Raw genomic sequence first — 17,316 nt, 5'->3', positions numbered from 1 at the left:
CTGTCTCTTTCCTTGTCTTGGCGTTAGGCGGTTCTTCAGCGGAACCAGATGAAGCTCATCAATACGAACAGCGGCACCAGAATGCACAGCGACCAGGCCATGTAGCCGAAGAAGCTGGGCATCTTCACGCCGCGCTCCTCGGCAATGGCCTTGACCATCAGGTTGGGCGCATTGCCGATATAGGTGTTGGCGCCCATGAACACCGCGCCCGCCGAGATGGCGGCCAGCGTCGAGGCCATGGCCGTCATCATCTGAGCGGCGTCTCCGCCCGCCGTATTGAAGAACACCAGGTAGGTCGGCGCGTTGTCCAGGAACGAGGACAGCAGGCCCGTGGCCCAGAAATACATCAGCGGATCGGGCGTGCCGTCGGCGCGCGTCACGGCCCCCACAATGGCGCCGAAGGGTCCGGCCGTTCCCGCCTTGAGCATGGCGATCACGGGAATGATGGTCAGGAAGATGCCCGCGAACAGCTTGGCCACTTCCTGCATCGGCCCCCAGCCGAATTCATTGGCCTGGTGCACGCTGCGCGGCGTGAGCCTGAGGGACAGCACAGTCACGGCGACGAGGCCCGCATCGCGCACCAGACCCGGCAGGCCCACATGCGTGCCGGCCAGCACCAGACCGGCATCGGTACGCCACAGGCCGCTCATCAGCACCAGTGCCACCACGGCCAGCAGCAGCACGAAGTTCACGCCGCCATCAAAGCCCAGGCGGCTGGCGCGGCCCAAGGCATCGACGCTGGGCGTGGGATCGGGCAGATCCGCTTCGCCGGCCTTGCGCAGCAGCCAGGCATCGATCGCGTAGAACAACGCCAGCAGCGCACCCACCAGGAACAGCGTCTCGGTGAAGATGTGACGTACCGTCCAGAAGAAATCCACCCCCTTGAGAAAGCCCAGGAACAGCGGTGGATCGCCCAGCGGCGTCAGCGAGCCGCCGGCATTGGAGACGATGAAGATGAAGAACACCACCACATGCACCTGGTGCCTGCGGTTGTCGTTGGCGCGCAGCAGCGGCCGGATCAGCAGCATCGAGGCGCCCGTGGTCCCCATGAAGCTGGCCAGCACGGCGCCGATCGCCAGAATGGCCGTGTTCAGCCCCGGCGATCCCTTGAGATTGCCGCGCACATAGATGCCGCCCGACACCGTGTACAGCGCCGTCAGCAGGATCACGAACGGCAGGTATTCGGCCAGCAGGGCATGCACCAGGTTGGCCATGGCCGCGCCCACGCCGAACACCGCCGCGAAGGGCAGCAGAAAGAGCAGCGCCCAGGCGGCCGTCACCTTGCCGAAATGCCGGTGCCAGAAATGGGGCGCCGCCAGCGGCACCAGGGCGATGGACAACAGCATGCCCGCAAACGGCACGCCCCAAAGTACCGAAAGCTGGCCGCCGTCGATATCGGCGGCCAGGGCCCAGGATGGCGCGCAGGTGGCCAGCAGCGCCAGCAATCCGCGCAATGCCTTCATGGTCCCGTCTCCTCTTTGTTCTCTATTCACTGTCCCCTCCTGGCGGCAGGTGGTGCCGCAATCAAGCCTGCGCCGCAGGCGGCGCAATCTCGAACACCTGGCGCAGGTAGGCCAGGTACTTCTCGTCATCGCACATGCTCTTGCCCGGCGTGTCCGAGAGCTTGGCCACGGGCTGGCCGTTGCAGCGGGTCATCTTGATGACGATCTGCAGCGGCACATGGTCGGGCGCGTCGCCCAGGTCGTTGGTCAGGTTGGTGCCTATGCCGAAGGCCAGCTGGCAGCGGCCATGGAAGCGCTGGAACAGCTCGATGGTGCGCGGCACCGTCAGGCCGTCGCTGAAGATCAGCGTCTTGGTCAGCGGATCGATGCGGTTGGCACGGTAGTGGGCCAGCAGCCGCTCGCCCCATTCGAACGGGTCGCCGCTGTCGTGGCGCGCACCGTCGAAGAGCTTGCAGAAGTACAGGTCGAAATCGCGCAGGAAGGCCGACATGCCGTAGACGTCCGACAGCGCAATGCCCAGGTCGCCCCGGTATTCGCGCGCCCAGGATTCGAAGCCGAAGATCTGGCTGTCGCGCAGGCGCGGGCCCAGGGACTGGCAGGCCTGCAGGTATTCATGCGCCAGCGTGCCCAGGGGCCGCACGCCCAGCTTCATGGCGTACAGCACATTGCTGGTGCCGGCGAACTGGCCTTCGGACTCCGCGGATGCGCCGGGCCGGCCCAGGCGTGCGCACAGCACGCGCAGCACCTCTTCATGCCAGGCCCGCGAAAAGCGACGGCGCGTGCCGTAGTCGGCAATCTTGAGCTGCTCCAGGCCGGGCTGCTGCAGCAGCGCAATCTTGGCGTCGAGACGGCGCCGGCCTTCCGGAAAATCGGGCACCGGCTGGGTGTTGCGGAAGTACACCTCGTTGACGATGGCCAGCACGGGAATCTCGAACAGGATGGTGTGCAGCCAGGGCCCGCGGATGGTGATGTCGATCTCGCCATTGGGCAGCGCCTGCACCGTGATGCATTTCTCGTTGAGGTGGAACAGGCCCAGGAAATCGACGAAGTCGCTCTTGATGAAGCGCAGCGAGCTCAGATAGGCCAGCTCCGCGTCCTGGAAACGCAGGCTGCACAGCGAGCGGATCTCGGAGCGGATCTCGTTCACATAGGGTGCGAGCTGCACGCCGGGGTTGCGGCACTTGAAGCGGTACTCGACCTGTGCTCCGGGAAACTGGTGCAGCACCACCTGCATCATCGTGAATTTGTACAGGTCGGTATCGAGCAGGCTGGTGATGATCATGGACAGAGCCGGGCGGTAAGCGCCCCAGCGGTCAGATGGCAGACAGCTTTCGAGTGTAGGCCATACACACGCTGCCGCGCTGCGAGCGCACGCCTTGCATGCGCCCCGGACGCCATCAGCCGCGCAGCAGCGGCTCCAGCACCTGTCGCAGCGCCTGCGGAATCTGGGCAGGCCGGCGCGTATGCCGGTCCACATAGACATGCACGAAATGCCCGGCCGCCGCCGTCAATGGCTCGCCCTGCGCGAACAGCCCCACCTCGTAGCGCACGCTGGAGCCACCGATGCGGGCCACCCGGATACCGGCCTCCACCTCCTGCGGGAAGGCCAGCGGCGCAAAGTAATTGCATTGCGTCTCTATGACCAGGCCTATCGTCTCGCCCGCATGAATGTCCAGCGCGCCCTGCTCGATCAGATGGGCATTCACCGCCGTATCGAACCAGCTGTAATAGACGACGTTGTTGACGTGCCCGTAGACGTCGTTGTCCGACCAGCGCGTGCTGATGCGTCGGAATGCCGCATAGGCCGAACGGGGCTGCGGCGCGGGGCGGCTCGGGGGCGATTCATTCATGGCGGCCATTGTGCCGCCGGCCGAATGCGCCCTGTCCCCAGCCACTGTCGCCATCACGACGCGCACTGCGGCCAATCACTCGCCAAGCGAGTAAGCATGCAAACCGAAAAATGTCGTCAAACCGACATAAAACCAATTCAAAATCAAAGACTTACAAAAAACCCACAGCTTTGCCGATTTTTTTGCTGCACCGCAGCATCAGGTACTTGATTCCTTTTTTGCAATCCCTACAATAAGACCCATGCTGCACTGCAACATGACACTCAGTCAGGTCAGCGCAGGCAATTCCCCGTAACCCGAGACCCCTGTGGTCCGTTTTTCTGGAGACTGACATGAGCTTGACCCCTGACCAAATCCTGAGCGCACAAAAGGCCAACCTGGAAACCCTGTTCGGCCTGACGAGCAAGGCCTTCGAAGGCGTTGAAAAGCTGGTGGAACTGAATGTGACCGCCTCGCGCGCCGCACTGAACGAAGCCGCCCAGCACACCCAGGCCGTCCTGAGCGTGAAGGATGCGCAGGAGCTGCTGTCGCTGCAGGCCAACCTGTTCCAGCCCCTGGCTGAAAAGACCGCCGCCTACAGCCGCCACCTGTACGACATCGCCAGCGGCACCGGTGCCGAGCTGGCCAAGGCCTTCGAAAGCCAGGCGTCCGATCTGCAGAAGAACTTCAGCGCCCTGGTGGACACCACCGCCAAGAACGCACCCGCAGGTTCCGAAACCGCCGTGGCCGTGATGAAGAGCGCCGTGTCGGCTGCCAACAATGCCTTCGAGTCGGTGCAAAAGGCCGTCAAGCAGGCTTCGGACCTGGCGGAAGCCAACTTCACGGCCGTGACCAACACCGCCAGCGAAGCCGTCCAGTCGGCCCAGACCCGCAAGCGTTGATCACGCCGTCTTACAACAGGACTGCGTGCAAGAATCAGTGATTACCCTCATAATTGCATGCATCCCGGGTCGCAAGACCTGACCAGTTGTCTCCTTGGATCCTCTCGAAACCCCCGTTTCTGGATCCTTTCAAAACCCAGTCCTTGGACTGGGTTTTTTTTATTCCCGTCCTCGATACCCCGGGCTGCCATAGCCCTCCAGAACCACCCCCTTTATTAAGAACGATTCGCGTTTGACCTATCATCGCGCTTTGCCAACAAAGAGAGGCCTGTCTTCATGTCGAAATCCCTGAAAGCCCTGTTTGCCGCTTGCGCCCTGGTGGCTGCCGGCACAGCCATTGCCGACTCCCAGGTCGTCAACCTCTACTCCGCGCGCCACTACTCCACGGACGAGGAGCTGTACAACGGCTTCACCAAGGCCACCGGCATCAAGATCAACCGCGTGGACGGCGACGACGCCGGCATCATTGCGCGCCTGAAGGCCGAGGGCCAGGCCTCGCCGGCCGACGTGATCCTGCTGGTCGATGCCGCGCGCCTGTACCGCGGCGAGGTGGATGGCCTGTTCCAGCCCATCCACTCCAAGCTGTTGGAAGACGCCATTCCCTCCAACCTGCGCGCCCAGCCCACGGCCGAGGGCATCAGCTGGTTCGGCCTGTCCACACGCGCCCGCGTCATCGTCTACAACAAGGCCAAGGTCCAGCCTGCCGACGTGCAGAACTACGAATCGCTGGCCGACCCCAAGTTCAAGGGCCAGCTGTGCATCCGCTCGGGCTCGCACCCCTACAACCTGAGCCTGTTCGGCACCGTGGTCGAACACATGGGCGAGCAAAAGGCAGAGGGCTGGATCCAGGGCATGAAGGCCAACCTGGCCCGCCCGCCCAAGGGTGGCGACACCGACCAGATCAAGGCCGTGGCCTCGGGCGAATGCACCATCGGCGTGACCAACAGCTACTACCTGGCGCGCATGATGCGTTCGGGCAAGCCCGAGGACCAGGCCGTGGTCGGCAAGATCGGCGTGGTCTTCCCCAACCAGTCCAGCTGGGGCACGCACCTGAACATCGCGGGCGGCGCCGTGGCACGCCATGCCAAGAACAAGGACAACGCCGTCAAGTTCCTGGAGTACCTGGCCAGCCCCGCCGCCCAGAACTACTTTGCCAACGGCAACAACGAGTGGCCAGCAGCCAAGGGCGTGGAACTGGACAACCCTGCCCTCAAGGAAATGACCGGCGGCAAGCCCTTCAAGAGCGAGACCATCCCGATCACGGCCGTGGGCAAGAACATGACCAAGGTCCAGCAAATGCTGGACCGTGCCGGGTTCCAGTAACCCCCATCGCGCCCATCACCAGCCCGGCACTGCCGGGCTTTTTCTTGGACGCGACATGGCTGCGGCCGGGGCTGCATGCATAATTTGAGAGTTACGTTTACGTCAACGTCAGATAACCAAGGAGACATTCCATGCAGATCAAGGACCGGGTATTCATCGTCACGGGCGGCGCCTCCGGGCTGGGCGAAGGCACGGCGCGCATGCTGGCGGCCGAGGGCGGCAAGGTGGTGATAGCCGACATGCAGGCGGACAAGGGCGAGGCCGTGGCGCACGAGATCGGCGGCGTCTTCGTCAAATGCGACGTGAGCCAGGAGGCCGATGGCCAGGCTGTGGTGGACAAGGCCGTGAGCCTGGGCAAGCTGGCAGGCCTGGTCAACTGCGCAGGCATTGCGCCCGCCGAGAAGACCGTGGGCAAGAACGGCGCGCACAACCTGGCGCTGTTCTCCAAGACCATCACGGTCAACCTGATCGGCAGCTTCAACATGATCCGCCTGGCCGCCGCCGCCATGTCGGCCAACGAGCCCGAGAGCACGGGCGAGCGCGGCGTGCTGATCTCCACGGCCAGCGTGGCCGCCTACGACGGCCAGATCGGCCAGGCGGCCTATGCGGCGTCCAAGGGCGGCGTGGTCGGCATGACGCTGCCCATTGCGCGCGACCTGGCGCGCAACGGCATCCGCAACATGACGATTGCCCCCGGCATCTTCGGCACGCCCATGCTGTTCGGCATGCCGCAGGAAGTGCAGGACGCGCTGGCCGCCGGCGTGCCCTTCCCCAGCCGCCTGGGCACGCCCCAGGACTATGCCAAGCTGGTGCGCCACATCCTGGACAACGACATGCTCAATGGCGAGGTGATCCGGCTGGATGGGGCCATTCGTCTGGCGCCGAAGTAAGCCCCCCCTGAGCGGCTGCGCCGCTTCCCCCTCTCTTTCTCGCTTCGCGAGGGAGGGGGACGACACCCTCGCGGCGGGGCGGCGCGGCCGGCATAGGCCCTTGCTCGGTGTCCATCGCTTTGGGCCGTGCCGGTTTTTGAGATACGCGCGTTGTCACACCGTGGTGTCTGCAGGCGGGTCTGCAGGCGCTCTGGCCATCATCTCCAGCCCCTTGCGCAATGCAGGGAACAGGCTGTGCTGGAAGTTGTTCCAGCGCAGCTCAAGAATCGTGTCTTGGGGATCGATGTCGGTGCCCAGCACGTCGGCGATGACTTCGCCGGAGTCGATGCCGTTGTCCACGTAGTGAAAGGATGCGCCGGTCTTGAACAGGGGCGGGACCGGGCGCTGTTCCATGGTCTTCCAGTCCACGATCTTGTAGCCTTGTGCGCCATGCAGCGCGTCCAGCGTGGCGCAGGCGCCCCGGCGTTCATAGGGTGACTCCAGGCGCGTGATGCCGGGGTGGATGTTGGCGATCCTGCGGTGGAACAGGGCACCGGGCCGCACGAGCCGGTCCAGGATGACGAGCAGGCCGTCCAGCACCACCCGCTCGGCACCCAGCTGTACCAGCCTGTCCTGCAACTGCGCCTCGAACATCTGCTTGCCCACGGCGCGCTGCGGATCGTTCAGCGGCAGGCGCCGGTAGGAAGACGGCACGGCCATGAGCAGGTCATTGACCCTGCGCCCCTGGATGCGCAGGTCCGGCGGATAGAACCAGCGGCCGCCCGGCCGGTAGCTGAAGCCGTAGTCGCCGATCTTTTCGCGGTCGCGCGGCGAGGCCTCGTCGTCGTCGTGGATCACGGCCTCCAGGCTGTAGATATCGCCCAGCGGGCTGGTGTCCAGCAACTCGCCCAGGTATTCGAGCGGCGACTTCATGTAGCGCGTTGCGCCCTTGTAGGCGATGTGCTGGCCGGCCTGGTCGGCGGCGGCGTTTCTCAGGGACCAGATGTAGACGAGTTTTGTCTTTGCCATGTTCGTGGATTCAGCAGGAATTCAGATGTCGGCCAGCACGCCTTGACTGGCGGGACTGGCCGATGCAGCCGCCACCGGCTGCGCCCCGTCTTGCGGCAGGACCATGCGGCCGGCCTCCATGCGCACGATGCGGTCGGCCAGGTGGAAGTAGCGATCGTCATGGGAGATGACCACCAGCAGGTGGCCCCTGGCGCGCAGCTCGGGCAGCAGCTCGGTGTAGAACAGGTGGCGGAAGCTCGGATCCTGGTCGGCCGCCCATTCGTCGAAGACCAGCACGGGCCGGCCCTCCAGATAGGCGTGGACCAGGGCCAGGCGCTTGCGCTGGCCGGTGGACAGGTCGATGGTGCTGAAGCTGCCGTTGCGCACGCTGACCTTGTGGGCGATCTCCAGCCGCTGCAGGTAGGGCAGCGCGGCCTCGGGCAGCGCGGCGGCCTGGCCTTCCTCGCCACCGGCCACCAGGTCCTCGAACAGGTAGAAGTCCGAGAACACCGTGGTGAACAGCTGGCGGTAGTCATCGCGCGTCTGTGCCGTGACGGGCTGGCCGTCATGCAGGATCTCGCCCTGCTGGGGCGCATACAGGCCCAGCAGCAGCTTGATCAGCGTGGTCTTGCCCGAGCCGTTGTCACCCACCACAAAGACCAGTTCGCCCTTGCCCAGCTTCAGGTCGATGGGGCCGATCTCGAAGGCCTTGCCGCCTTCGGGCGCATCGAAGGCATAGCGCACGCCCCGCAGCTCCAGGCCGTGGTCCAGGCGGACCTCGCCGGGCAGGCTGTCCAGGTGCAGGTGCGGCTCGGGGCTGGCAAAGCGCGCCGACAGGTCGGCAATGCGCTGCAGCGCCACCTTGGCACGGCCCAGGTTGGGCAGCGCGCCTGCGATCTGGTCCATGGGGCCCTTGAGGAACAGCAGCACCAGCACGAAGCCGCTGAGCACCACGGGCTCGGTGGTGCACAGCGCGGCCCAGCCCAGGATGAGGGCGATCAACAGAAAGAACAGCGCCGAACCGAAGGCCGTGGCCAATGCATAGGTGTTGATGGCGCGGCTGTTGATGCGGCGGATGGCATCCACGGTGGAGCCGATCTGCCCGTCGAAGATGCGGCCCCGGCGCGCGCGGTGCATGCGCAGCTCCTTGGCGCCTTCGCTGATGGCGCGGTAGGCCTTGTGCAGCACTTCCTCGTGATCGCGCGCCTTCCAGAACCCCGCCACGCCGCGTGACTGCGCCAGCGCCTGCAGGCTCACGCCCAGCACCAGCGCCACCACCAGCATGGCAAACAGCGGCGGCGACAGCAGGGCCAGATAGGCCAGGCAGCCCAGCGCAATGGCCAGGGCGATCACGTTGGAGGCCAGCACGAAGGCCACGTCGCTGATCATGTCCACGTCCTGCGTGAGCACGGGCATGAGGCGGTGCGTGCGGTAGCGCTCCAGCGCGTCGATGGGCGCGGCCAGGATCTTGCTGGCCAGCTCCTTGCGCAGCCGGGCCACCAGGCGCTGCCCCACGAAATTGCCCGACATGTCGGACGCGGCCCGGCACACCAGCACGGTGGCGCACAGGGCGATGAAGGTCAGCAGCAGCCCGCCGGCCAATCCGCCTGGGCGGTTGAGCACCTGGTTGATGGTCGCCAGCAGCGCCACCGTGGCCCCACCCGCGCAAATGCCCGTGACCACGGACAGGGCCATCCACGGCAGGAAGGGCCTGAGCAGGCGCAGTACCTCGGAGGGCGGTCGGCTGGCGTTTTCCATAAGGGATTCCTCTGGCGCCCGTGGGCGCATGGCCTTGCAATGCCGGCGCGGCCCGGCGTTTCCTGGAGCGCGGCGCACGGCGAGCGCTCCCTACTCCCTGCAAGACGTGCGTGCGCCAAAAATGTTCACCGCCCAGGCGATGAACAAATTCCGCCGCCCAGCGTCATCACGGGGAAGGGGCAGCGCGGGCGCCATGCCCTGCATCGGCCCGCCCTGCCTTGTCTGCCGCACACCCGAAGGACGCCATGGCTCTCCACCCCGACCTGCAAGCATTTCTCGAACTCGCCAACGCCCAGGCATCCAGCCGCCCGCGCATGAGCCAGATGACGGCAGCGCAGGCGCGCGCCGCCTACGACAACGCCACGCTGGCGCTGGACCTGCCGGGCGACGATCTGCCCACCGAGGACCTGGATCTGCCCACGCGCGACGGCGCGCGCATCCGTGCCCGGCTCTACCGCGCAGCCCCTGGACACACAGCCGCGCCCTGCCTGCTGTTCCTTCACGGCGGCGGCTACGTGCTGGGCGGGCTCGACTCGCATGACAGCCTGTGCCGCAGCCTGGCGCTGGGCACGCCCTGCAATGTGCTGGCCATCGACTACCGGCTGGCGCCAGAGCACCGCTTTCCCACAGCCTTCCTCGACGCAGAGGACGCCCTGGCCTGGCTGCTGGAGCACGGCGGCCGCCATGGCCTGGACGCGCAGCGCCTGGCCATTGGCGGCGACAGCGTCGGGGGCACGCTGGCCACGGCCCTGTGCATCGCCGCGCGCGACGCGGGCATGCCCCAGCCCTTGCTGCAGTTGCTGCTCTACCCCTGCACGGCAGCGCAGCAGGACAGTGACTCGCATGCGCGCCTGGCCACCGGCCATCTGCTGGAAGGTGACACCCTGGCCTGGATGTTCCGCCAATACCTGCGCAGCGATGCGGACCGGCAGGACTGGCGCTTTGCCCCCCTGCAGGCATCCGACCTGGGCCGGCTGGCCCCCACGCTGATGGTGCTGGCCGAGTACGACCCGCTGATCGACGAAGGAAAGCGCTATGCCGAGCGGCTGCAGGCCGCCGGCGTGGCCGTGGACCTGCAGATCTACGCCGGCATGGTCCATGACTTTGCGCGGCTGGGCGCCCTCACCGAAGAGACCGAGGTGCTGCGCGGCCAGCTCTGCAAGGCACTGGCCCATTCCTTCCAGGCGGCCCGGATCCCGGCCCTGGCATGAACGGCCCTGGCATGAACATTTGCCGCGCCTGCACGTCATCCCGGTCATGAGGCTGCCCTGCGTCCCCTGCGTCCCCTGCGTCCCTTGTGCCCTTGCCCCCATCCGTGTCCCGCACGCGGGGCACTCCACCTGAAAGAGTCCACGTGCGTCCAGTCGAAGCCACCGCTACACCGTCACCGGACGCCTCCGGCGCCAGCTACCTTGCGCATGCAGGCGCCGAGACGATCAGCGTCTTCGGCGATGGACAGCGGCTGCGCCTGGAGCGTTCGGGGTCCGTGGATGCCGGCAGGCCCGGCAAGCACAGTCTCTGGAACCTGTCGCCCACGGCCGCGCCAGGCCTGATGCAGCTGCAATGGCTGGGCCCCTGCTCGGGCATGCCCGAAGCGGATGAACTGCTGGCCGCACTGCAGGCAGGCTTTGGCCTGCATCCCGATGCGCAAGCCATCGAACTGTCCCTGCCCCGCCTGCCACCGGGCCTGCGCGACAGCATCGCCACGGTGCAGCCGGGCCAGGCTGCGCGCGTGGCAAGAAGCGTGCTGTGGCAGCAGCCCCTGTGGCTGCCCCGCCCGCGCCCACCCTATGCGCTGCACTACACGATCAGCGAAGGCCGGCGTCACCCCGTGCGCCTGCACAAGCCGCGCGGCGAGGTCTACCGCCGCTTCATCCCCTGGCTGGGCCGCACGCTGAGCTTTCGCACCGTGGAGCCCGAGGCCGACCTGCCCCTCATCCACCGCTGGATGAACGACCCGGTCGTCGCGCATTTCTGGGAGGAAAGCGGCGACCTCGCCCACCACCGCGCCTACCTGCAGCGCATGGCCGGCGACCCGCATGCGTTGGGCCTCATCGGCTGCTTCGATGGCGAGCCCTTCGGCTACTTCGAGGCCTACTGGGCCAAGGAAGACCGCATCGCCCCCTTCTATGACGCGGGCGACCATGACCGGGGCTGGCATGCGCTGGTGGGGGAGGCGCGGTTCCGCGGCCAGCCCTACCTGACGGCCTGGCTGCCCTCGCTGTCGCACTACCTCTTTCTGGACGACTGCCGCACGCAGCGCATCGTCGTGGAGCCGCGCGCCGACAACCGCAAGATGCGCAAAAGCCTGCCGCGCTGCGGCTATGCGCTGGTCAAGGAATTCGACTTCCCGCACAAGCGCGCCGTGCTGGGAGTGCTGCTCAGGGAACGCTTTTTCGCAGACGCCTTGTGGATACCGCAGACCGACGCAGCCGCGCCGGACGCACTGGACGCATCGACCCAATGAAAGGACCTTCCATGCAAACCCACCCGCTGATCGGCATCGGCTTCGGCCCCTCCAACATTGCCCTGGCCATCGCCCTCAAGGAGCGCGAAGCCACCGCGCGGGCCATGCACCCCGTCTTCATCGAAAAGCAGCCGCGCTTCGCCTGGCACAAGGACATGCTGCTGGAGCAGGCCCACATGCAGGTGTCCTTCCTCAAGGACCTGGCCACGCTGCGCAATCCCACCAGCCGCTTCACCTTCATCAACTACCTGCACGAGAAGGGCCGGCTGCAGGACTTCATCAACCTCAAGACCTTCTTTCCCAGCCGCCACGAGTTCAACGACTACCTGGCCTGGGCCGCCTCCAAGTTCGAGGACCGCTGCGTCTACGGGCAGGAAGTCATCGAGGTGCTGCCTGAAAAACGCGACGGCAAGGTGGAGCTGCTGCGCGTGCGCTCGCGCGATGCGGCCGGCAACGTGCATGAGCGCCTGGGCCAGAACCTGGTCATGAGCATCGGCGGCACGCCCAGCATTCCCGAGCAGTTCAAGCCCCTGCGCGGCGATGCGCGCGTCTTCCACTCCAGCGCCTACCTGCGCAGCATTGCCGAGCATGCCAGGCCGCTGCGCATCGCCGTCGTGGGCGCGGGCCAGAGCGCCGCGGAAATCTTCATGGACCTGCACGGCCGCTACGCCAAGGCCGAGATCGACCTGGTCATGCGCGCCCGCTCCATCCGCCCCTCGGACGACAGCCCCTTCGTCAACGAAATCTTCAACGCCGACTTCGTGGACCATGTCTACAGCCGCCCGCACGACGAGCGCGGCGCTCTGCTGCGCGAGTTCTGGCACACCAACTACGCCTGTCCCGACCTGGAGCTGATCGAGAGCATCTTCAAGGTGTTCTATGAACAGAAGGTCGTCGGCGACACGCGCCACCGCTTCCTGCGCCGCCACGAGGTGCAGGATGCGCGCGCTGCCAGCGACGGCATCCACCTGGGCCTGCGCGACCTCAACAGCGGCATCGACCATGCATCGCGCTACGACGTGGTGGTGCTGGCCACCGGCTATGCGCGCGAGCACCACAAGACCCTGCTGGACCCGCTGGCCCCCTACCTGGGCGACTTCTCCGTGAGCCGCGACTACCAGGTGCACACCACGGCGGACTTTCGCCCCGCCATCTTCCTGCAGGGCGCCTGCGAGGGCTCCCACGGCCTCAGCGACACCCTGCTGTCGGTCACCTCGGTGCGCACCGGCGAAATCGGCGACGCCCTGCTGGCAGCGCAAGCCCAAAAACCCGATGTTGCGCGCACAGAACAGCTGGCGCTGCAGGACTGAAAGATCGCACCGGGCATGATGGCGCACGAATCTCCCATGCCATAATTTGAATGCAAACCATTTGCATTTGAATTCGAATCACCTGCGCCGCTGAATCCCATACCCGCTGCTGCACCGCCCCGGCCCTGGCCGGGGTTGCAGCATCCGGTAGGCCCTTCTCTGTACGGACCCAGGGATTCCAACCCATCGCCCTTGCGGAAAGGCAGGTATCCGGATGCGTGACCTGATCCAGGAACTCGTGGCTCACTATGGCGATCTGCGCCGCCAGCTCACGCGCGATCTCCGGGATCCGCACTATGCGGCCGACATCGCGCAATCGAGCTTCGAGCGGGTCTATGTGCACGCCCTGGGCCTGCGCAGCGGCAAGAAGGCCGAGGCGCTGCCCGATGCCGACATCGAATCCCCGCGCGCCCTGCTGTTTCGCGTGGCACGCAACCTGTGCATAGACGATGCGCGCAAGCGCAAGACCTCCCAGGACTGGACGCGCCAGCAAATGGCGGTGCAGCACAGCGCGCCATCCAGCGAAACCCTGGCCGCCCAGCGCCAGATCCTGGACCGCGTCGTCCAGGCGCTGGAAGGCCTGCCGCCGCGCCGGCGCGAAGTCTTCATCCTCTTTCGCGCCCATGGCTACACGCGCGCGGAAATCGCCGATCAGCTCAACATCACCGAAATGGCCGTCGCCAAGCACATGGTGCGCGCCACGCTGGACTGCTCGCGCGTGCTGGCCCAGCTGCGCTCCGAGCTGATCGAGGACCATGCGCTGGGCAGCGCCATGGATTTCGACAACAGTACACTGACCGACGACGCATCCTGACCCCCCTTTCCATGGCAAGTGCACCTAGCGAGCGCATGGTCGAGCATGCGCTGACGCTGATCGTTCAAAGCGAAATCGCTCCCGACCCGGTGGCCCACCAGGCACGCCTGACCCTGGGCGCATGGCGCGGGAAATCAGCCCGGCACGATGCCGCCGCACGCGAGGCGCACCTGCGCTGGAACATGCTCGGCGGCCTGTCCGGCGGACTGCGCGAGCAATTCCAGGAAACCGCCCTGCTGGCGGACAGCGCCTCGCGCTCCACCCAGACCGTCCGGCGCCGCAAGCTGCTGCTGTCGTTTGCAGGGCTGCTGGGCACCGGCGCGCTGGCGGGCCGGGGCGCCTACTGGTACTGGCAGCAGCCCCTGCACACCTCGGCCTATGCCACGCGCAACTCGCAGATGCTCAAGGTCACGCTGGCCGACGGCAAGGCGCCGCTGCAGGCCAGCCGCATCGAGCTGGCGCCCCAGAGCGCCATTGCCGTGACGCTCTACCGCCAGCGCCGCAGCGTATCCATGTCGCGCGGGGAAGCGCGATTCGAAGTGGCATCGGACCCCGACCGCCCCTTCGAGGTCATCACGCGCGAGGCGCGCATCGAGGTCGTGGGTACGGTGTTCACCGTGCGCGACCGTGGCGGCACGGTCACGGTGGGCGTGGAGCATGGCCATGTCAGGGTCCGCGTGCTGGGCAGGGATGCGCAGGATCCGACGACCGAGGCGGCGGCCACGCTGGACCTGCTGCCAGGCCAGGTGGTGGACATCCGCAATGGCCAGCCCGAGGCCGTGCGCCAGGCCGATGCCGCCACGCTGTCCGCCTGGCGCGAAGGCTGGCTGGTCTTCGAGAACACCCCGCTGGCCGAGGCCCTGGCCACCGTCAACGCCTACCGCACCCAGCCCATCGAAGCCGCCGATGCGCGCGTGGCCGCGCTGCGCCTGACGGGGCGCTTTCGCGCCAATGACTCGGCCGGCCTGCTGGCCGTGCTGCCCTCCATCCTGCCGCTGAGGGTGCGCGCGCAGGCCGATGGCAGCGTGCAGCTGCAGGCGCTCTGAACGGCGCCTTCGGTTCCCCGACAAAGAAAAGGCCACGGCCGGATCGCTCCAGCCGTGGCCCATGGCCCATGCCCGCTTACCAGCGATAGGTGGCCGTGCCGATCACCTTGCGGGGCTCGCCGTAGAAGCAGCCGTAGGAGCAGCTGGCGATATAGGTCTTGTCGGTCAGGTTGGTGAGGTTCAGGGCGAAGCGCCAGGGTCCGGTGGTGTAGCTGACCATGGCATCCACCAGGGTGAACGCCGGCAGCGAGACGGGAACGCCATAGGCCAGGCCGCGTGTCTGGCCCAGATACCTGGCGCCCATGCCCACCTTGAGGCCGGCAAGCCCGAAGTCTCCAAAGCTGTAGTCGCCCCACAGCGATATCTGGTTGTAGGGCACGCCGATGGAGCGCTTGCCCAGTTCGTCCGGCTGCAGGGGGCTTGCCTGCGTGGTGCGCGCATCCGTGTAGGCATAGGCGGCAATGATGTTCACATTGCGGCCGATGGAGCTTCGCGCCTCCAGCTCGAAGCCGCGGGAACGGACTTCCCCGGCCTGGATGTTGAACGCCCTGCTGGCGTCCTGGGGATCGGGCACGAGCAGGTTCTGGCGGGTGAGCTGGAAGACCGCTGCCGAAACCATGGCCCGGGAGCCGCTGGGCTGGTAGCGGACCCCGGCCTCGTACTGCTGCCCCGTCGTGGGCTTGAACCGCGATCCAAGGCGGTCCTGGCCCTGGGTGGGCTCGAAGGACTCGCTGTAGCTGAAGAAGGGGGCAAGGCCATTGGCGGCGAGATAGACCACGCCCAGCCGGCCTGTGAAGGCCGAGCTTTTCTCATTGGCCGCGCTCACGTCCCCGGTGAAGAAGTTCGTCTCGTTGAAGCGGACCTTGTCATAGCGGCCGCCCAGCAGGACCACCCACTTGTCATCGATCTTGATCTGGTCCTGCGCATAGATGCCGAGGCGCTTGTAGTCGTTCTTCCAGGACGAGCGGTAGTAGGGGGAGACAGGCCCCACCGGCTTGCCGTAGACCGGGTTGAAGACATCGAGGTCGGCGGCCTGCTGTTCATAGCGCTCGGTCTCGTGCTTTGGCAGGGCGTAGTCGAAGCCCACCAGCATGGTGTGCTTGATGCGGCCCTGGTCCAGCTGGTACTGCAGCGAGGTATCGGTCACGAAGGCCGACGAGCGGTCCCAGCGCGGCTGGTAGTAGCGCTCCACCACCGAGCGCTGGTCGGCGGACAGGCCCCAGCCGTCCGTGCTGAAGTAGCTGCTCTTTGCGTTGTAGTAGCGCATGCTGTTCCTGAGCTTGAGCTTCTCGGAAAAGGCATGTTCGAAGAGATAGCCGATGGAGTAGCGGTCCAGATCGAATTTGTCCCGTCCCGCCTCTCCGATGAAGCGGTTGCGGGGAATCTGTCCATTGATGTTGGGCAGCAGGGTGCCGTAGGCGGGCAGCCCGTAGACGTAGGTGGTGCGGTCCTTCTGGACCTCGGCCAACAGTGTCAGCGAGGTGTTCGCATCGGGCTGCCACTTGAGCGATGGGGCGACATAGGTTCTGTCATCGGGGACACGGTCGATGAAGCTGTCGCTGTCGCGCTTGAGCGCCACCAGCCGGTAGGACCATTTGCCCTCGTCGTCCAGGGCGCCCGCAAAATCACCCGAGACCTGCCTGCGCCCGAAGCTTCCGGCGTCGATGTTCAGCTCCCGGATTTTTTCCGTGGTGGGCCGCTTGCTCACGGTGTTGACCACGCCGCCCGGGGAGACCGAGCCGAAAATCACCGAAGAGGCGCCCTTGAGCAGCTCGATGCGCTCCAGGCCGTAGGGCTCCTGCCGTCCGTCGTAGATGTTGGCCGTGAACAGGCTGCCGTCCCGGTACATGCCCGTGGTGCGGAATCCGCGCAGGTACAGGCTGTCCGAGGTCCGGTCCAGGCCCTCGGCGCGGGTAACGCCGGCCGCGTAGCCCAGCGCATCCTGCAGGCTTTGCGACTTCAGCGTCTCGATCTCCTGGGCGCCGATGACCGTGATGGACTGCGGTGTCTCCAGGATGGGCGTATCGGTCTTGGTGCCCGTTGAACTGCGCCGGGCGACATAGCCCTGCACGGGGCCGGCTGCGGTTTCGCTGTCCGTGACGTTGATGGTCGGCAAGGTCGCGCCGGAGACCGCGGGACGGCGGATGGCGAAGCCTCCGTTGTTCATCCTGATGGCTTCCAGGGACGTGCCGGCCAGCAGCTCCCGCAAGGCCTGCTCCGATGTCAGGCGGCCGTTGACGGCGCGGGAACTGAGCCCGGCCACCAGGTCGCCTGCGGCAAACATCTGGGTTCCCGTCTGGCGGGACAGCTCGTTGATGGCCGAAGCCAGGGCCTGGGCCGGCACATGGATATCGAACACTTGGGCAGCCTCCTGCCCTGTGGCCTGGGCCACCGCCTCGGTGCTCCAGAACGAGACGGAACCAAAGGCCGTGGCAAGGGCCAGGCTCAGCAGATGTTGACGGGGCAAGGAAGGCATGGTCGAAGAATTTCCAAAGGCATTGAATGAGACTGGTTACCAACCGGGCAC

The 17,316-nt window shown here is 66.2% G+C and carries 14 protein-coding genes; 8 read left to right on the top strand and 6 right to left on the bottom strand.

The window, feature by feature from the left end; translation table 11 throughout:
- Positions 1-35: 35 nt before the first annotated feature.
- The 3 genes from AC5I49_RS01050 to AC5I49_RS01040 all read right to left on the bottom strand — a co-directional run bounded on the left by AC5I49_RS01050 (position 36) and on the right by AC5I49_RS01040 (position 3,322).
- Positions 36-1,463, bottom strand: coding sequence for a sodium:proton antiporter (locus tag AC5I49_RS01050; protein ID WP_495788713.1), 1,428 nt, complete (start codon positions 1,461-1,463; stop codon positions 36-38).
- A 61-nt stretch (positions 1,464-1,524) separates the two neighbouring features.
- Positions 1,525-2,745: a nicotinate phosphoribosyltransferase gene (gene pncB / locus AC5I49_RS01045; protein WP_016454370.1), complete on the bottom strand. Its 1,221-nt coding sequence runs from the start codon at positions 2,743-2,745 to the stop codon at positions 1,525-1,527.
- Positions 2,746-2,860: 115 nt separating this feature from the next.
- Positions 2,861-3,322: an acyl-CoA thioesterase gene (locus AC5I49_RS01040; RefSeq protein ID WP_017404735.1), complete on the bottom strand. Its 462-nt coding sequence runs from the start codon at positions 3,320-3,322 to the stop codon at positions 2,861-2,863.
- A gap of 323 nt (positions 3,323-3,645) precedes the next feature.
- Between AC5I49_RS01040 and AC5I49_RS01035 the strand changes: the two genes are divergently transcribed.
- The 3 genes from AC5I49_RS01035 to AC5I49_RS01025 all read left to right on the top strand — a co-directional run bounded on the left by AC5I49_RS01035 (position 3,646) and on the right by AC5I49_RS01025 (position 6,407).
- Positions 3,646-4,194 (top strand): phasin family protein, encoded by a 549-nt coding sequence (locus tag AC5I49_RS01035; protein WP_016450488.1) that lies wholly within the window; start codon positions 3,646-3,648, stop codon positions 4,192-4,194.
- A gap of 276 nt (positions 4,195-4,470) precedes the next feature.
- On the top strand, positions 4,471-5,517 hold the full coding sequence (locus AC5I49_RS01030) for an extracellular solute-binding protein (RefSeq protein ID WP_495788712.1): 1,047 nt from the start codon (positions 4,471-4,473) through the stop codon (positions 5,515-5,517).
- Between the two features lie 131 nt (positions 5,518-5,648).
- Positions 5,649-6,407, top strand: a complete 759-nt coding sequence (locus AC5I49_RS01025) for a 3-hydroxyacyl-CoA dehydrogenase (RefSeq protein ID WP_016450486.1) — start codon at positions 5,649-5,651, stop codon at positions 6,405-6,407.
- Between the two features lie 153 nt (positions 6,408-6,560).
- On the opposite strand, the gene AC5I49_RS01020 is transcribed toward AC5I49_RS01025, so the two are convergent.
- The gene (locus AC5I49_RS01020; protein WP_495788711.1) at positions 6,561-7,415 is read right to left on the bottom strand and encodes a formyl transferase; all 855 of its coding nucleotides are present in this window, start codon (positions 7,413-7,415) and stop codon (positions 6,561-6,563) included.
- A 21-nt stretch (positions 7,416-7,436) separates the two neighbouring features.
- Entirely contained in the window at positions 7,437-9,152 is a 1,716-nt protein-coding gene (locus AC5I49_RS01015) for a cyclic peptide export ABC transporter (RefSeq protein ID WP_495788710.1), read from the bottom strand.
- Between the two features lie 245 nt (positions 9,153-9,397).
- On the opposite strand from AC5I49_RS01015, the gene AC5I49_RS01010 reads away from it, so the two are divergent.
- The 5 genes from AC5I49_RS01010 to AC5I49_RS00990 all read left to right on the top strand — a co-directional run bounded on the left by AC5I49_RS01010 (position 9,398) and on the right by AC5I49_RS00990 (position 14,789).
- Entirely contained in the window at positions 9,398-10,363 is a 966-nt protein-coding gene (locus AC5I49_RS01010) for an alpha/beta hydrolase (RefSeq protein WP_495788709.1), read from the top strand.
- Positions 10,364-10,506: 143 nt separating this feature from the next.
- Positions 10,507-11,619 (top strand): GNAT family N-acetyltransferase, encoded by a 1,113-nt coding sequence (locus tag AC5I49_RS01005; protein WP_495788708.1) that lies wholly within the window; start codon positions 10,507-10,509, stop codon positions 11,617-11,619.
- An 11-nt stretch (positions 11,620-11,630) separates the two neighbouring features.
- On the top strand, positions 11,631-12,929 hold the full coding sequence (locus tag AC5I49_RS01000) for a lysine N(6)-hydroxylase/L-ornithine N(5)-oxygenase family protein (protein WP_495788707.1): 1,299 nt from the start codon (positions 11,631-11,633) through the stop codon (positions 12,927-12,929).
- A gap of 214 nt (positions 12,930-13,143) precedes the next feature.
- Complete coding sequence (locus tag AC5I49_RS00995; RefSeq protein ID WP_016450480.1) at positions 13,144-13,743, top strand: RNA polymerase sigma factor; 600 nt, start codon at positions 13,144-13,146, stop codon at positions 13,741-13,743.
- Between the two features lie 11 nt (positions 13,744-13,754).
- A complete protein-coding gene (locus AC5I49_RS00990) occupies positions 13,755-14,789 on the top strand; it encodes a FecR family protein (RefSeq protein ID WP_495788706.1) in 1,035 nt (344 codons plus the stop codon).
- 76 nt (positions 14,790-14,865) lie between these two features.
- On the opposite strand, the gene AC5I49_RS00985 is transcribed toward AC5I49_RS00990, so the two are convergent.
- Positions 14,866-17,265 (bottom strand): TonB-dependent siderophore receptor, encoded by a 2,400-nt coding sequence (locus tag AC5I49_RS00985; protein ID WP_043790281.1) that lies wholly within the window; start codon positions 17,263-17,265, stop codon positions 14,866-14,868.
- Positions 17,266-17,316: the final 51 nt, after the last annotated feature.

The sequence above is a fragment of the Delftia sp. genome, assembly GCF_059499305.1.
The sequence above is the reverse complement of the archived record's forward strand: the minus strand, read 5'-3'. Positions and strand labels throughout refer to the sequence as shown.

Coding starts and splice junctions, on each gene's coding strand:
- AC5I49_RS01050 (WP_495788713.1), bottom strand. CDS start 1,463: ATGAAGGCATTGCGCGGATTGCTGGCGCTGCTGGCCACCTGCGCGCCA.
- pncB (WP_016454370.1), bottom strand. CDS start 2,745: ATGATCATCACCAGCCTGCTCGATACCGACCTGTACAAATTCACGATG.
- AC5I49_RS01040 (WP_017404735.1), bottom strand. CDS start 3,322: ATGGCCGCCATGAATGAATCGCCCCCGAGCCGCCCCGCGCCGCAGCCC.
- AC5I49_RS01035 (WP_016450488.1), top strand. CDS start 3,646: ATGAGCTTGACCCCTGACCAAATCCTGAGCGCACAAAAGGCCAACCTG.
- AC5I49_RS01030 (WP_495788712.1), top strand. CDS start 4,471: ATGTCGAAATCCCTGAAAGCCCTGTTTGCCGCTTGCGCCCTGGTGGCT.
- AC5I49_RS01025 (WP_016450486.1), top strand. CDS start 5,649: ATGCAGATCAAGGACCGGGTATTCATCGTCACGGGCGGCGCCTCCGGG.
- AC5I49_RS01020 (WP_495788711.1), bottom strand. CDS start 7,415: ATGGCAAAGACAAAACTCGTCTACATCTGGTCCCTGAGAAACGCCGCC.
- AC5I49_RS01015 (WP_495788710.1), bottom strand. CDS start 9,152: ATGGAAAACGCCAGCCGACCGCCCTCCGAGGTACTGCGCCTGCTCAGG.
- AC5I49_RS01010 (WP_495788709.1), top strand. CDS start 9,398: ATGGCTCTCCACCCCGACCTGCAAGCATTTCTCGAACTCGCCAACGCC.
- AC5I49_RS01000 (WP_495788707.1), top strand. CDS start 11,631: ATGCAAACCCACCCGCTGATCGGCATCGGCTTCGGCCCCTCCAACATT.
- AC5I49_RS00995 (WP_016450480.1), top strand. CDS start 13,144: ATGCGTGACCTGATCCAGGAACTCGTGGCTCACTATGGCGATCTGCGC.
- AC5I49_RS00990 (WP_495788706.1), top strand. CDS start 13,755: ATGGCAAGTGCACCTAGCGAGCGCATGGTCGAGCATGCGCTGACGCTG.
- AC5I49_RS00985 (WP_043790281.1), bottom strand. CDS start 17,265: ATGCCTTCCTTGCCCCGTCAACATCTGCTGAGCCTGGCCCTTGCCACG.